The organism is Meridianimarinicoccus aquatilis (assembly GCF_004358675.1).
Classification (GTDB): domain Bacteria; phylum Pseudomonadota; class Alphaproteobacteria; order Rhodobacterales; family Rhodobacteraceae; genus Meridianimarinicoccus; species Meridianimarinicoccus aquatilis.
On the sequence record NZ_SMZO01000002.1, the window covers coordinates 38895 to 51788 of the forward strand.

14 protein-coding genes, 1 tRNA gene and 1 pseudogene are annotated in these 12894 nt (G+C 59.3%); 13 read left to right on the top strand and 3 right to left on the bottom strand.

The window, feature by feature from the left end; translation table 11 throughout:
• Positions 1 to 305 precede the first annotated feature (305 nt).
• A tRNA-Ser gene (locus tag E2L05_RS01080) sits at positions 306 to 395 on the bottom strand.
• 125 nt (positions 396 to 520) lie between these two features.
• Here E2L05_RS01080 and E2L05_RS01085 point away from each other — a divergent pair.
• From E2L05_RS01085 to E2L05_RS01115, 7 genes and pseudogenes are all read left to right on the top strand, one after another.
• A complete protein-coding gene (locus tag E2L05_RS01085) occupies positions 521 to 1339 on the top strand; it encodes a hypothetical protein (protein ID WP_133341046.1) in 819 nt (272 codons plus the stop codon).
• 176 nt (positions 1340 to 1515) lie between these two features.
• A pseudogene (gene rplU, locus E2L05_RS01090) lies at positions 1516 to 1890 on the top strand (50S ribosomal protein L21); the annotation flags it as partial.
• A gap of 20 nt (positions 1891 to 1910) precedes the next feature.
• Positions 1911 to 2180, top strand: coding sequence for a 50S ribosomal protein L27 (gene rpmA, locus E2L05_RS01095; protein WP_133341048.1), 270 nt, complete (start codon positions 1911 to 1913; stop codon positions 2178 to 2180).
• Between the two features lie 208 nt (positions 2181 to 2388).
• Positions 2389 to 2928, top strand: coding sequence for a GNAT family N-acetyltransferase (locus E2L05_RS01100; protein ID WP_133341049.1), 540 nt, complete (start codon positions 2389 to 2391; stop codon positions 2926 to 2928).
• A 93-nt stretch (positions 2929 to 3021) separates the two neighbouring features.
• Entirely contained in the window at positions 3022 to 4068 is a 1047-nt protein-coding gene (obgE, locus tag E2L05_RS01105) for a GTPase ObgE (RefSeq protein WP_133341050.1), read from the top strand.
• 32 nt (positions 4069 to 4100) lie between these two features.
• Positions 4101 to 5201, top strand: a complete 1101-nt coding sequence (gene proB, locus E2L05_RS01110) for a glutamate 5-kinase (protein WP_243721830.1) — start codon at positions 4101 to 4103, stop codon at positions 5199 to 5201.
• A gap of 11 nt (positions 5202 to 5212) precedes the next feature.
• On the top strand, positions 5213 to 6478 hold the full coding sequence (locus tag E2L05_RS01115; RefSeq protein WP_133341052.1) for a glutamate-5-semialdehyde dehydrogenase: 1266 nt from the start codon (positions 5213 to 5215) through the stop codon (positions 6476 to 6478).
• 15 nt (positions 6479 to 6493) lie between these two features.
• Here E2L05_RS01115 and E2L05_RS01120 read toward each other — a convergent pair whose 3' ends face one another.
• Positions 6494 to 7102 (bottom strand): histidine phosphotransferase family protein, encoded by a 609-nt coding sequence (locus tag E2L05_RS01120; RefSeq protein ID WP_133341053.1) that lies wholly within the window; start codon positions 7100 to 7102, stop codon positions 6494 to 6496.
• 58 nt (positions 7103 to 7160) lie between these two features.
• Here E2L05_RS01120 and E2L05_RS01125 point away from each other — a divergent pair, with 58 nt between their 5' ends.
• The 3 genes from E2L05_RS01125 (at position 7161) to E2L05_RS01135 (ending at position 9107) form a co-directional block, all read left to right on the top strand.
• Entirely contained in the window at positions 7161 to 7334 is a 174-nt protein-coding gene (locus E2L05_RS01125; RefSeq protein WP_133341054.1) for a DUF3553 domain-containing protein, read from the top strand.
• Between the two features lie 148 nt (positions 7335 to 7482).
• Positions 7483 to 8262 (top strand): GNAT family N-acetyltransferase, encoded by a 780-nt coding sequence (locus tag E2L05_RS01130; RefSeq protein WP_133341055.1) that lies wholly within the window; start codon positions 7483 to 7485, stop codon positions 8260 to 8262.
• Positions 8259 to 9107 (top strand): lysophospholipid acyltransferase family protein, encoded by an 849-nt coding sequence (locus E2L05_RS01135; RefSeq protein ID WP_133341056.1) that lies wholly within the window; start codon positions 8259 to 8261, stop codon positions 9105 to 9107. Before E2L05_RS01130 ends, E2L05_RS01135 begins: the two co-directional genes overlap by 4 nt.
• On the opposite strand, the gene E2L05_RS01140 is transcribed toward E2L05_RS01135, so the two are convergent.
• Positions 9079 to 9717 (bottom strand): thiamine phosphate synthase, encoded by a 639-nt coding sequence (locus E2L05_RS01140; protein ID WP_133341057.1) that lies wholly within the window; start codon positions 9715 to 9717, stop codon positions 9079 to 9081. The two genes, E2L05_RS01135 and E2L05_RS01140, sit on opposite strands and share 29 nt — an antisense overlap.
• A gap of 160 nt (positions 9718 to 9877) precedes the next feature.
• Between E2L05_RS01140 and E2L05_RS01145 the strand changes: the two genes are divergently transcribed.
• From E2L05_RS01145 to htpX, 3 genes are all read left to right on the top strand, one after another.
• A complete protein-coding gene (locus E2L05_RS01145; protein ID WP_133341058.1) occupies positions 9878 to 10633 on the top strand; it encodes an RNA methyltransferase in 756 nt (251 codons plus the stop codon).
• 52 nt (positions 10634 to 10685) lie between these two features.
• The gene (gene ctaA, locus E2L05_RS01150) at positions 10686 to 11828 is read left to right on the top strand and encodes a heme A synthase (RefSeq protein ID WP_133341059.1); all 1143 of its coding nucleotides are present in this window, start codon (positions 10686 to 10688) and stop codon (positions 11826 to 11828) included.
• A gap of 61 nt (positions 11829 to 11889) precedes the next feature.
• Positions 11890 to 12807: a zinc metalloprotease HtpX gene (gene htpX / locus E2L05_RS01155; protein WP_133341170.1), complete on the top strand. Its 918-nt coding sequence runs from the start codon at positions 11890 to 11892 to the stop codon at positions 12805 to 12807.
• Positions 12808 to 12894: the final 87 nt, after the last annotated feature.

The window sequence follows — 12894 nt, forward strand, 5'->3', positions numbered from 1 at the left end:
GATATTTTGTTTGGCACAATGAGCACTCGCATCTGCACGAAACTTAGCGTCGTTGCGGAACTTTCGCGCCGCTGACCTCAGGCCGCTGCGTCCCTGACAATCTCGATCAGTCTAGCGGCTTAACCAACGTGGAAAGGGAAGGGCCGCAAGCCGCAACGCGCTGCTCGTGCCGGTCAAACTTGTTTGAACAGGCAGCGAAGCTTCAACAATTCTTTCAGACCTTCGGGGCAAAACGCAGTTCTACAACCGTGCTTTTGCTCATGCCCCTTATCATAGCCGCATCTCTGCAAGATGAGCCAAATTTATGGCGGAGAGACAGGGATTCGAACCCTGGGACCCCGTGAAGGGTCAACGGTTTTCGAGACCGCCCCGTTCGACCACTCCGGCACCTCTCCGCGAAGGGTCTCGCGGCGGTGTAGTCAAAGCCCTTGGGGGGCGCAACCCATTTTATTGTGCTTGGTAAGACCATTGCCAAGCACACGGCATCGCCCCATGTTTCAGAAAGATGACAGGAGGTCCCATGCGCGCCATTACCCTTTGCTTGATGTTGTTCTTGCCGACTCTTGTACAAGGCCAAGCCCGGCCTGGCAGCGATGCGGTTCTTGATGCAATGCAAATCGAAGACCTGTTCGAGGTCATGCAAGAAGAGGCGATCGTCTCGGGCATGGGGTTGGTTGAGACGATGATGCCAGGCCGCGATTTGTCTGGGTGGCGATTGACGCTGACGCGCCTGAACGCGCCCTCTCGCATGTTGCCGGATTTCCGCACCAACTTTGCCGAGGCGTTGCCGGAGGATCAGGAAGATGCGGTGCTTGATTACCTTACGTCCCCGCGTGGCCAGCGTATCGTCGATCTGGAGCTTTCAGCTCGGGTTGCTCTGAACGAGCCAGACATTCAGGACATCGTGTTGGAGCGTTTTGAGCAGATGCAGCGCGATAACGACCCGCGCGCCGAGGTGTTGACCAAGTTTATCGATGTGAACGATCTGGTCGAGGCCAATGTTCTTGGCGCCCTGAATGCGAACGCCGCCTTTTTGCAGGGGCTGCGATCTGGCGAGGACGTTCCCGGCTTTTTGGGTGGGGGCGATATTTTGGCCGAGGTCTGGGCCCAAGAGCCGGAAATTCGCAGCTCGACGCAGGATTGGCTGAACGCGTTCGTTTCGTTGGCCTATCGCCCGCTGAGCGATGAGGAATTGCAACGGCACATCGCATTTTCGGAAAGTATGGCGGGCCAGGCGATGAACGACGCGTTGTTTGCCGCCTTTGATGTGACCTTCACCCAATTGTCGTTGGATACCGGAACAGCATTGGCGCGTTTGATGGGATCAGAGGACCTGTAACGCTGGTTGTGGGGCGTATGCGGGCTTGACTTTCGTCGCGTCCCCAAGCATACGGCGCTTTCCGGAAAAGCCGGGTTACAGCAATCACGCCGATAAGGCGCGCTGTCCGAGGTGCGTGAAAACGCGATAACGTCACTGCGGTGAGACCACACGACGCGAAGACAAGGACGAAACAGATGTTTGCGGTTATCAAAACCGGCGGCAAGCAATACAAAGTTCAGAGCGGCGATGTTCTGCGCGTTGAAAAGCTTGTGGCTGAAGCTGGTGAAACAGTCCAGTTCAACGAAATTCTCATGCTCGGCGGTGACGACACTGTTCTGGGCAGCCCGATGGTTGAAGGCGCGGCCGTTCAGGCCGAGGTTATCGACCAAGTCAAAGGCGACAAGGTTATTCACTTTGTAAAGCGCCGTCGTAAACACTCGTCCCAGCGTACCCGTGGCCACCGCCAGAAACTGACGCTGATCCGTGTGACAGAAGTTCTGGCCACTGGCGGCGACGCAACTGGCGTCAAAGCGGCAACCAACAAGGCAGCGCCTGTCGCTGCTGCGGCCGAGTAAGAAGGAGCGATAGCATGGCACATAAAAAAGCAGGCGGCTCATCCCGTAACGGTCGCGACTCCGCAGGACGGCGTCTTGGCATCAAGAAATTTGGCGGCGAAGTCGTAATTCCGGGCAATATCATTGCACGTCAGCGCGGCACCAAGTGGTGGCCGGGTGACAATGTCGGTATGGGCAAGGATCACACCATCTTCGCGACAGTCGAAGGCAATGTGAAGTTCCACACCGGCCTGAAGGGCCGCACCTTCATCTCCGTACACCCGGTGGCTGAAGCGGCGGAATAAGCCGAACTTGAACCAGATTTGCGTTCGGGGGGTCGGCGGAAGCGCCGGGCCCCCGAATTGCTTTTATAGGCGAGAGTCCGGCTATGGCAGGCAATTCTTAACGCTTCTATATCAACGGTGGTTGTACGGCTACCGGGGTCGGTCCATCTCTATATCTAGCGAGTGCTCCAATCTTCGGCACGCGCGTTGCGCTTTTGGGAGGAAGGGCATGATCGAGGACACTATCGTAAAGCAGGTCGATATTTCATCTGAACGATTGAAGTTGCGCCCGCTGCGCAAGTCGGATGAGGGTCTGTTGACATTGTATGCGGGTGATACACGCGTGGCCAAGACCACTCGGTCAATTCCGCACCCATTGCCGCCCGGCGCGTCCGAGGCGTTCATTGCCCGGTCAACATCTGACGGCCGCCGTGAGGATGTGTGGGCGATGGATGCAAGTCATGTCGGTCTAAGCGAGCTCCTTGGTGTGATTGGCCTGACACGCTTGTCCGAGGACCGGTCCGAGATCAATTACTGGGTCGCGCCGGCGTTCTGGAATACAGGATTTGCGACAGAGGCTGTGACGGCTATTCTTGCTGCCAATCCGCAGGGTGTGAAGACAATTTTTGCTGAGGTATTTCAGTCAAATGCGGTGTCGGCGCGTGTGCTGACAAACGCGGGTTTCGACTATATTGGCGATGCCGAGGCGTTTTCGGTTGCGCAGAACCGCAGCGTTCCAACCTGGACTTACCTTAAAAAGCTCGCCTGAGCTTGCGGCTATTGGGCGACAGTGAACCCGCGCGGGGGCTTGAGCCGCGCGCAGTTTCGAAGTATCGCCGCCCCTTAGTGCAAGGAACTCAGAATGAAATTTCTCGATCTCGCCAAGGTCTATATCCGCTCAGGCAGCGGCGGGAACGGCTCTGTCAGCTTCCGCCGTGAAAAATATATTGAATATGGCGGTCCAGACGGCGGCGATGGCGGGCGCGGCGGCGATGTCGTGGCCGAAGCCGTTGACGGCCTGAACACGCTGATCGACTTCCGGTATCAGCAGCATTTCTTTGCCAAGAACGGGCAGGGCGGCGCGGGTCAGCAACGCACGGGCAAATCCGGCGACACCATCATTCTTCGCGTTCCTGTTGGCACCGAAATCCTTGACGAGGATGAAGAGACGGTCATCGCTGATCTGTCCAAGCTGGGTGACCGCGTTGTGCTGGCGCAGGGCGGTAATGGCGGCTGGGGCAACCTGAAATTCAAAACCGCCACCAACCAGGCACCGAGCAAAGCAAACTCTGGTCAGCCGGGTGTGGAACGCACAATTTGGCTTCGGCTCAAGCTGATCGCGGATGCGGGTCTGCTTGGTCTGCCAAATGCGGGCAAGTCCACCTTTCTTGCTGCGACATCCAACGCACGGCCAAAGATTGCAGACTATCCATTCACCACGCTGCACCCGAATCTTGGTGTTGTCGGGGTTGATAACGCGGAATTCGTGATTGCGGACATTCCGGGCCTGATCGCTGGCGCGCATGAAGGTAAGGGTCTTGGCACGCGGTTCTTAGGCCATGTGGAGCGTTGTTCGGTGTTGCTTCATCTGGTTGATGGCACGTCTGAAACCGTGGCCGAGGATTATCGCGCCATCATTGACGAGCTTGAGGCCTATGGCGGCCATCTTGCCGACAAGCCGCGTGTGACGGCGCTCAACAAGGTCGATGCGCTGGAACCCGAAGCTTTGGCCGAGGCGAAAGCGGCCCTTGAAGAGGCGGCGCAAGGCCGGGTCTTCCTGATGTCGGGCGTATCGGGTGAGGGGACGACTCAAGTGCTGCGCGCCGTGCGTGCCGAAGTCACCGAAGACCGTATTCGGCAGCGGAAACCCGATTCCGACGCCGAGGACGATGCACCATGGCGTCCCTGACAGATACTGTGACGCATACGGGTGCGCCTGTTCTGGCGACAACACCCGGTGCGCGAGTTGTGGTCAAGATCGGCTCAGCGTTGCTGGTGGACCGTGCCGAGGGGCTGCGAAATACGTGGCTTCAGGGGCTTGCGTCCGACGTTGTGTCCTTGCGTCGGCGCGGTGTTGATGTGGTGCTGGTGTCGTCGGGGTCGATCGCTTTGGGTCGGCGGGTTCTTGGGCTGCCCGCGGGACCGTTGCCACTTGAACAATCGCAAGCCGCCGCTGCCGTGGGTCAGATCCGGCTTGCGCGTGCCTATGAAGATGCGCTGCATCCCCATGACGTTACGACAGCGCAGGTTCTTGTCACGCTTGAGGACAGTACCGACCGCCGACGTTATTTGAATACGCGCGCCACATTGGGGCAGCTCTTGGGCTTCGGCGTGGTGCCGATCGTGAATGAGAACGATACGGTTGCGACTGATGAGATCCGCTTTGGCGACAATGACCGTCTTGCAGCGCAGGTTGCCGCGACGATTGGCGCCGATCAGTTGGTTTTGCTGTCGGATGTTGACGGTCTCTATACTGCCAATCCGGGGCTGGACCCCACAGCGCGCCGGTTTGATGTGGTTGAGACGATCACACCCGAAATCGAAGCGATGGCAGGCGAGGGCATTTCCGGTCTGTCGCGCGGGGGCATGATCACCAAATTGATGGCGGCAAAGATGGCAACAGGGGCCGGATGCGCCATGGTCATCGCAAAGGGCGACGCCGAAAACCCCCTGAGCCGACTTGAGCGCGGCGGGCCGTGCACATGGTTTCTGGCAGACACTGATCCACAAGCCGCGCGCAAACGCTGGATCGCGGCGATGAAGCCACGCGGTGAGGTGAGTGTCGATGCCGGTGCCGCGCGGGCGCTGGGGCAGGGCCGGTCGCTTTTGCCCGCAGGCGTCGTTTCTGTGGCGGGTACATTCGGGCGCGGTGAGCCGGTGACCATCACTGCGCCGGATGGTACAGTGTTGGGCAAGGGGTTGGCGCGTTATGCCAGTGACGAGGCGGCGGCGATCCTCGGGCTTCGCTCTGATCAGATAGAGGATGTATTGGGCCATCCGGGACGGGCGGCGCTGATACACAGGGATGACATGGTACTATGAAGGACGGGTTCATGAAGGACGGGCAAACAATCGCAGAGTTGATGGCGGATCTTGGCGCGCGCGCACGCGCAGCGTCGCGGGTGCTTGCGACTGCCCCGGCCGAGGTGAAAACAGCCGCATTGAATGCTGCGGCAGACCGCATTCTAGCCAAATCCGCTGACATCCTTGCGGCAAACAAGGAAGATATGGCGTTTGGCCGGGACAAGGGATTGTCCGACGCCATGTTGGACCGGCTGGAGCTGACCCAAGATCGGATTGAGGGGATCGTAAGCGGGCTGCGCGCTGTGGCCGCTCAGAACGACCCGGTTGGCGAAGTGATAACCGAGTGGGACCAGCCCACCGGCCTGCATATCCGCCGTGTGCGCACGCCGCTTGGCGTGATCGGGGTGATCTATGAAAGCCGTCCAAATGTGACTGTGGACGCCGGCGCCTTGTGTGTCAAAGCTGGCAACGCGGTGATCCTGCGCGGCGGCTCGGAAAGCCTGAATTCTTCGGCGGCGTTGGCTGAGTGTCTCACCCATGGGCTGACCCTGCATGGGTTGCCCGCCGATGCCGTGCAGATGGTTCCAACGCGTGACCGCGCCGCCGTGTCTGAGTTGTTGGGCATGACGGACTACGTGGATGTGATTGTGCCGCGCGGCGGCAAGGGGCTTGTTGGCCTTGTGCAACGCGAGGCGCGTGTGCCGGTCTTTGCTCATCTCGAAGGGATTTGTCACATCTATGTTGATGCAGATGCCGATCCGGCCATCGTATCGAAGATTGTCGTCAACGCCAAAACGCGGCGCACCGGTATTTGCGGCGCGGTAGAATGCCTGCTGGTTGATCAGGCGTATCTTGATCGGCACGGTGCCCCGTTTTTAGCGGATCTTGTGGCCGCAGGGGTTGAGGTGCGCGCGGATGGCGCGTTGCTGTCTGTGGCGGGGACTGTGCCTGCAAGCTCCGACGATTTCGGGCGAGAATTTCTTGACAGCATCATTGCCGCAAAGGTCGTAGACGGCGTGGCCGGTGCGATCGATCACATTGGTCACTTTGGATCGAACCACACGGATTGTATTTTGACGGCCAATGATGCGACGGCGCTGACCTTTTTCGAAAAGGTGGACAGCGCGATTGTGATGCGAAACGTTTCCACGCAGTTCGCGGATGGCGGCGAATTTGGGATGGGCGCTGAAATTGGGATTGCGACCGGCAAGTTGCATGCGCGTGGGCCGGTCGGTGCCCAGCAGTTGACCAGTTTCAAGTATCTGGTTGATGGCGCGGGTATTACTCGCGCCTGACCTACAAGGACTGGGTCACCGCAGGGATGTGGTGACCTTTACTGCTGCTGCATCTTGCGACACGCACAGTTGTAGACCCATGTGCGCCGCATGCTGATGGGCTAAAGGAAACTGCACGCGATCCGGGCTGACTGAAGAAGGGCCTTGCGGCGTTTCGAGCAGCGTCCACAAATCGCCAAGGTCACGATAGCGTTTGCCACTTCCGGTGATGATCCAGCCGGGCCCGTTGCGAGTGACTGTGATTTGGCCGCCATGTGACAGGCTGGCTTCGATACAGAGGACGAGCAACAAAGCCAACTTTGCGCTGTCGCGGCCAATTTCGCCTTCGGTGTCGCAGGTGGCTGTCAGTCGGCCCGCACCGTACACGCCGTGTAAAATGGCCGCCAATTCGGGTGATCCCATGGATTGGTCTTCGCGGCTTGACCCAAAGGCGACGCGGTAGAACCGAAGCCGTGCCTGTGCATTTTCAAGGCTATCCATGACCAAGGCCAATTCAGGTGTTTTGGCCAATCCGGTCATGGTAAGCAGTTCAAGGCCATTTCCGATAGCACCAACGGGGCTGACAAGGTCATGGCAAAGCCGCGACGCGACCAGCCCGCTCAGGTCTTTTGGTCGTTCGTTCATTTGATTTTTCCAAGCTGCCGGGCAAGTTTGTTGCAGATATAGAAAAGAGGAGAGTTGGATGATCTCATTGTTGGAACCAGGCGTCCTTGTGCGCCATCCTGATCGCCCGGATTGGGGTTTGGGGCAGGTTCAGTCGAATATTCATGGTCGTGTCACGGTCAATTTTCAACACGAAGGGAAGGTCGTGATTGATGCAACCAGGGTGGATCTTGTTGTCGATTTTTCAGCTTAGGTTGGTTTCAAATGTACCTTTGGATAGGTAGCACAATCTAAGCGTGTGTCAAACCGCACGTTCCTTTGACGGGCGATACAGCAATCCGTCTTGCATCAACCTTCTCACGTTCCTATCACCTGACCATGTTGATCGACAGGCGGCGCCCATGACTTCCCAGCCAGAGCTGATCGTGCGCCTTGCGCGAGATGACCGTGACCTGCTGGCCGCGCAACGCTTGCGGTATGAAGTGTTTGTGGAAGAGCTTGGCGGGGACGGCGCGTTGGTCGATCACGACGGGCGCTTTGAACGGGATGCATATGATCCGTTCTATGACCACATGCTTGCCATTGATCCCGCGCGCGACGACGGAAAGAGCTTGAACCATGTGATCGGGGTTTACCGGCTGATGCGGGGGAAAAACGCGATCAAGGCCGGCGGTTTTTATACAGAAGGCGAGTATGATCTTTCGCAATTGCTTCAGTCCGGGCGTCGGCTTTTGGAACTGGGCCGGTCGTGTCTGAAATCGGACTATCGTGGCGGCAAAGCCATGTGGCATTTGTGGAACGGATTGGCTGCATACACGTTGGAGCATGACATTGAAGTTCTGTTCGGTGTGGCCAGTTTTCATGGCACTGACCCGGCCCCATTGGCGGCCCCGCTTTCGTTGCTCCATCACCGGTATCTCGCGCCCGAAGACATCAGAGTGCGGGCCGTGGCAGAGCACTTCCTGCCGCTTGATCTTATGTCCGCAGCCACGATTGACGCGGCCGCCGGGATGCGCGCCATGCCGTCGCTTATCAAGGCGTATTTGCGGTTAGGCGGATTTATCGGCGAGGGGGCATTTGTTGATCATGACTTCAATACGATTGATGTGTGCCTGCTGTTAGACACAGCACGGATGAACGAACGGCAGCGCCAAATCTATACACGCGGTCTGACGGGATGAGTGTCACGTGGCAGGGGCCGCCGCCGCCTGCAGCGCCGCCCATTACCATTTTGGGATGGGTTCTTGTGGGGCTGCGCGGGGCCGTGCTTGGCCTTGTGGTGTTTGGTGGCCTTGGCCTCTTGCTTGCGGTTCGGCTGTTCGAACGTCCGCTATGCGGGTTGCATCGCCCGGTGACGCCCTATCTTACGCAAGCCGTCTGCCGTGCGGCTTTTGTTATTTTGGGGCTCCGCTTCGAAAGCACCGGCGCGCCTATGGATCATCCCGGTGCTGTGGTTGCCAATCACGCATCCTGGCTGGATATCTTTGCGCTGAATGCGCGGAAACGCATCTATTACGTCGCCAAATCCGAAGTTGCGGGTTGGGCGGGAATCGGTTGGTTGGCGCGCGCGACGGGCACTGTCTTTATCAGCCGGGACCGATCTCAGGCCGCAGCGCAGAAGCATATTTTCGAGGACAGGCTGACGGCGGGGCATAAATTGCTGTTCTTCCCCGAGGGCACCAGCACGGACGGGCTCAGGGTTCTTGGATTCAAGCCGACACTGTTCGAAGCCTTCTTTGCACCCGGTCTGAAAGACAAGATATGGGTACAGCCTGTCTGCGTAACCTACGCGGTGGCAGAGGGGCAGGATACCCGGTTTTACGGCTGGTGGGGCGACATGGATTTCGGCCCCCATTTTCTGAAAGTCCTTGCCGCGCCGCGTCAGGGCGCGGTGCGAGTCAGCTATCTTTCGCCGCTTAGAGTCGCGGATTTCAAGGGGCGCAAAGCGCTGTCAGTTGCCTGTGAAGACGCCGTAAGGCGTGGCCATGCCGACGCGCTCAGTCAATTGCAGCGTCAAGCGACTTGATGGTGGCCACAGGATCGTCTGCGCGCCAGATTTCGTCGCCCAAGGCAAAGAAATCAGTCATTGGCGCATATGTGCGGATGAGCGCATCTGTCAGCGCGCCTTCGGCCACAACGGGCAGTTCGATCACCTCTGACCACCACGCAAACAAATCCTGTTCGGGCCGGTCGCCCGTGCCAAGGATCGTGTCACCTACGGGGCCAAAGGCGATATAATCTGCGCCGGCTTCGCCTGCGGCCAGTCCATCATGGCGTGAGCCACCACAGAACGCGCCGACAATTGCATCTTGCCCAAGGTCTTTGCGGGTCTTGCGCACCGACTTCGCCCCATCGGTCAGGTGCACACCGTCCAGCCCAAGCCGGTCCACGAGCGCGAGGTGGGTGTCGATCACGAGGGGTATGTCGCGGGCATGAGCGATCGGGCGCAGACGGTCCGCGACACGCGCAATGTCATCTTCGACCGTGCTGGCCATCCGCAAACGCAGGCAAGCGATTTCCACGGCGTCCAGCACTGCAGCCAGAAGGTCGGGAAACGTCTGTGCCGTTGGGTCGGATGGTGTCAGCAGATAAAGCTGCGGGCGCATCTTTTCGTCGGTATCGGGTGTCTGTGTCATGGCGCGGGCCTTCCGGATGAAGCGTGCAGCCTGTTACCGCGCACGCGTGCCGTTCACAAGCGGGGCGTTGAGCTTTGGAACGGATGCGCCGATAGCATGCCGTTCTGTGCGCCCCCCTGCTGCCATTGCACCGACCGCGCGGCTGTCTTAAACCGCCGCCATGACAGATGCGCCATATCCCCATTCTCAGCCCGCTTTTGTGCTGGTCCGGCCCCAGATGGGGCAGAATATCGGCGCGGCTGCGCGCGCGATGCTGAACTTTGGCCTTGACCGAATGCGGCTTGTGAACCCGCGTGATGGCTGGCCAAACCCGGATGCGGTTGCGATGGCAAGCGGTGCGGGGCGCGTGCTGGATGCAGCGATGGTCCATGACACAACGGCTGACGCGGTGGCCGATTGCCACTATGTCTATGCCACAACGGCACGATCACGCGGTTTGACCAAGCCAATATTCAGCCCCGAAGGCGCGATGAAGGATGCTGCCCGGCGCATTGCGGCGGGGGAACGTGTTGCGGTGCTGTTTGGCCCTGAACGTGCAGGGCTGGAAAACGACGACATTTCAATCGCTAATGCGATTATCTCGGTCCCGGTGAACCCGGACTTTCCGTCGCTGAACCTTGGCCAATGTGTCCTGTTGACCGGCTATGAATGGCGCCGCCAGATTACCGAAGTGCCCGCGATGGTGACTGAGTTGGCGGGCAGCGACTGGCCCGAAGCACATGAGGTCGAAAAGCTGGCCGAGCACTATGAGCAGCGCCTTGAGGATGCCGGGTTTTTCTTCCCCGATGTGAAGGCCGCGCATATGAAACGGAACCTGCGCAACATGTGGTCCCGCATGCCATTGACCCGCGCCGATGTGCAAATCCTGCACGGTATGATGCGCCAGATGGTACGCTGGAAAAACCGAAGCGACTGACCTTGCTGCGCCGCCCTTCAACACCTAGCTTCCGCGCTAATCGGAGGAACCCATGAGCCAAAAGAACCGCAAGCTTTTCGAAGAGGTGGATGCCCCAACAGCCGCCCCGGCGACCACCAAGGGCGGCCTGATAGACCGTCGCGGAAGCGGGGCGCGCCGCGGTGTGCGTCTTTGGTTGATGGTGTTGTTTGTGATGGTTGTCACGATGATCGCTGTGGGCGGGCTGACCCGTTTGACGGACAGCGGTCTGTCGATCACCGAGTGGCGGCCCGTGACGGGTGCGGTCCCGCCGCTTAGCGCGAAAGCATGGCAGTCTGAGTTCGACAAGTACCGGGAAATCCCGGAGTATGAATTGCAGAACAAGGGGATGACCCTTGGCGAGTTCAAGGTGATCTATTGGTGGGAATGGGGTCACCGGCAACTGGGGCGGGCCATTGGTTTGGTTTGGGCGCTTGGGTTTGCCGGTTTCGCACTTGCGCGTAAAATTCCGCCGGGCTGGTCGGGTCGATTGTTTCTTATCGGGGGTCTGGGCGGTCTGCAGGGGGCTATTGGCTGGTGGATGGTGTCCTCGGGGCTTGGCAGTGGCATGGTTGATGTTGCGTCCTACCGCTTGGCGATCCACTTGGGGTTGGCATTTGTCATTCTTGGTTTCATCGCTTGGTATGTGTTTTTGCTGGGCAGGTCAGAGCCTGAATTGATGACGGCCCGCCGTGGCAAGGACCTGAAGCTCTTCAACATGTCCACAGGCCTGATGCATCTGGCCTTTGTGCAAATCCTTTTGGGGGCTTTGGTTGCGGGGATCGACGCAGGGCGCAGCTTTACCGACTGGCCTTTGATGGGTGGGCAGGTTTTTCCGGCCTCAGCGTTCGTGATCGAACCGTTTTGGCGGAACTTCTTTGAAAATCCGGGTCTTGTGCAGTTCATTCACCGCATGACTGCCTATGTCGTGCTGGCGTTCGGCGTTGTGGTCTGGCTGCGGGGGCGGCGGTCTGCCAATCGTGGATCAGTGCTTGCATTCAACATGATGGCGGCGGCGTTGGCGGTACAAATCGTGTTGGGCATCGCCACAGTGTACCATGCAGCGCCATGGCATTTAGCGATCGGGCATCAGTTTCTTGCCGTCGTACTGTGGGTGACCATCGTGCGCGCACGGTTCCTGAGCATGTATCCAGCAAGCCAAAGCGTGCGCGGCTGACCCCCTTGCGAAACCGTCAATCGCCGCCCATGTTTTTTGTCATGCAAGGATGGGAACGATGATGGGATACGTGCGGACGGCACTCCTGATGGCGGCGATGACCGCGCTTTTTATGGGCGTTGGCGCGCTTTTGGGCGGAACGGGCGGCGCTTTGATCGCGCTGGTTGTCGCGGCGGGGATGAACGCCGTGACGTGGTGGCGGTCTGACCGGATGGTTCTGAAGATGCACGGCGCGCAGTTCTTGGCGGCCGGGGATCGGTGGGGGCTGCACGACCTGACGGCTGGCCTGGCCCGCAATGCGGGCATGCCTGTCCCGGCCGTCTACCTGATCCAGACCGAGCAACCCAATGCCTTCGCCACAGGGCGCAACCCGCAAAATGCCGCCGTAGCCGTGACCACTGGCCTGCTGTCGCGGCTGTCGCGCGAAGAACTGGCCGGGGTTATCGCGCACGAGCTGGCCCATATCCGCAACCATGACACGGCGATCATGACGGTGACGGCGACCTTTGCCGGAGCGATTTCGATGCTGGCCAACTTTGCGCTGTTTTTTGGCGGCTCGCGCGAACGGATGGGGATCGTCGGCACGCTGGCCATGATGATCCTGGCACCGTTGGCGGCGTCGCTGGTGCAAATGGCGATATCGCGAAGCCGGGAATACGAGGCCGACCGGATCGGCGCCGAAATCTGCGGTAACCCGCTGTGGCTGGCGTCGGCGCTGGAAGGGATTCAGCGCGCCGCATCGCGGATCGACTATGCGGCGGCGGAGCGGAATAAGGCCACGGCGCATATGTTCATCATCAACCCGCTGCACGGGCAGAAGATGGACAACCTATTCGCCACGCATCCGGCCACAGAAAACCGGGTAGCCGCGTTGCGGGCGATGGCGGGGCAGGGGCAAGTTGCGCCGCGTCCCGTGTCAGAGCGTGCAAGCAGCGTGCCAAAGGTTGGTCGTAGAAAGAACAGGGGCCCTTGGGCGTGAGTCAATTGTGAACCTCGGCGGATCAAGATGCATTTGTTTCGGTCTGGCTAGTAGTGAACGACTCAGCTTGGCCCAGCATCCTAAATC

Coding starts and splice junctions, on each gene's coding strand:
- E2L05_RS01085 (WP_133341046.1), top strand. CDS start 521: ATGCGCGCCATTACCCTTTGCTTGATGTTGTTCTTGCCGACTCTTGTA.
- rpmA (WP_133341048.1), top strand. CDS start 1,911: ATGGCACATAAAAAAGCAGGCGGCTCATCCCGTAACGGTCGCGACTCC.
- E2L05_RS01100 (WP_133341049.1), top strand. CDS start 2,389: ATGATCGAGGACACTATCGTAAAGCAGGTCGATATTTCATCTGAACGA.
- obgE (WP_133341050.1), top strand. CDS start 3,022: ATGAAATTTCTCGATCTCGCCAAGGTCTATATCCGCTCAGGCAGCGGC.
- E2L05_RS01115 (WP_133341052.1), top strand. CDS start 5,213: ATGAAGGACGGGCAAACAATCGCAGAGTTGATGGCGGATCTTGGCGCG.
- E2L05_RS01120 (WP_133341053.1), bottom strand. CDS start 7,102: ATGAACGAACGACCAAAAGACCTGAGCGGGCTGGTCGCGTCGCGGCTT.
- E2L05_RS01125 (WP_133341054.1), top strand. CDS start 7,161: ATGATCTCATTGTTGGAACCAGGCGTCCTTGTGCGCCATCCTGATCGC.
- E2L05_RS01130 (WP_133341055.1), top strand. CDS start 7,483: ATGACTTCCCAGCCAGAGCTGATCGTGCGCCTTGCGCGAGATGACCGT.
- E2L05_RS01135 (WP_133341056.1), top strand. CDS start 8,259: ATGAGTGTCACGTGGCAGGGGCCGCCGCCGCCTGCAGCGCCGCCCATT.
- E2L05_RS01140 (WP_133341057.1), bottom strand. CDS start 9,717: ATGACACAGACACCCGATACCGACGAAAAGATGCGCCCGCAGCTTTAT.
- E2L05_RS01145 (WP_133341058.1), top strand. CDS start 9,878: ATGACAGATGCGCCATATCCCCATTCTCAGCCCGCTTTTGTGCTGGTC.
- ctaA (WP_133341059.1), top strand. CDS start 10,686: ATGAGCCAAAAGAACCGCAAGCTTTTCGAAGAGGTGGATGCCCCAACA.
- htpX (WP_133341170.1), top strand. CDS start 11,890: ATGGGATACGTGCGGACGGCACTCCTGATGGCGGCGATGACCGCGCTT.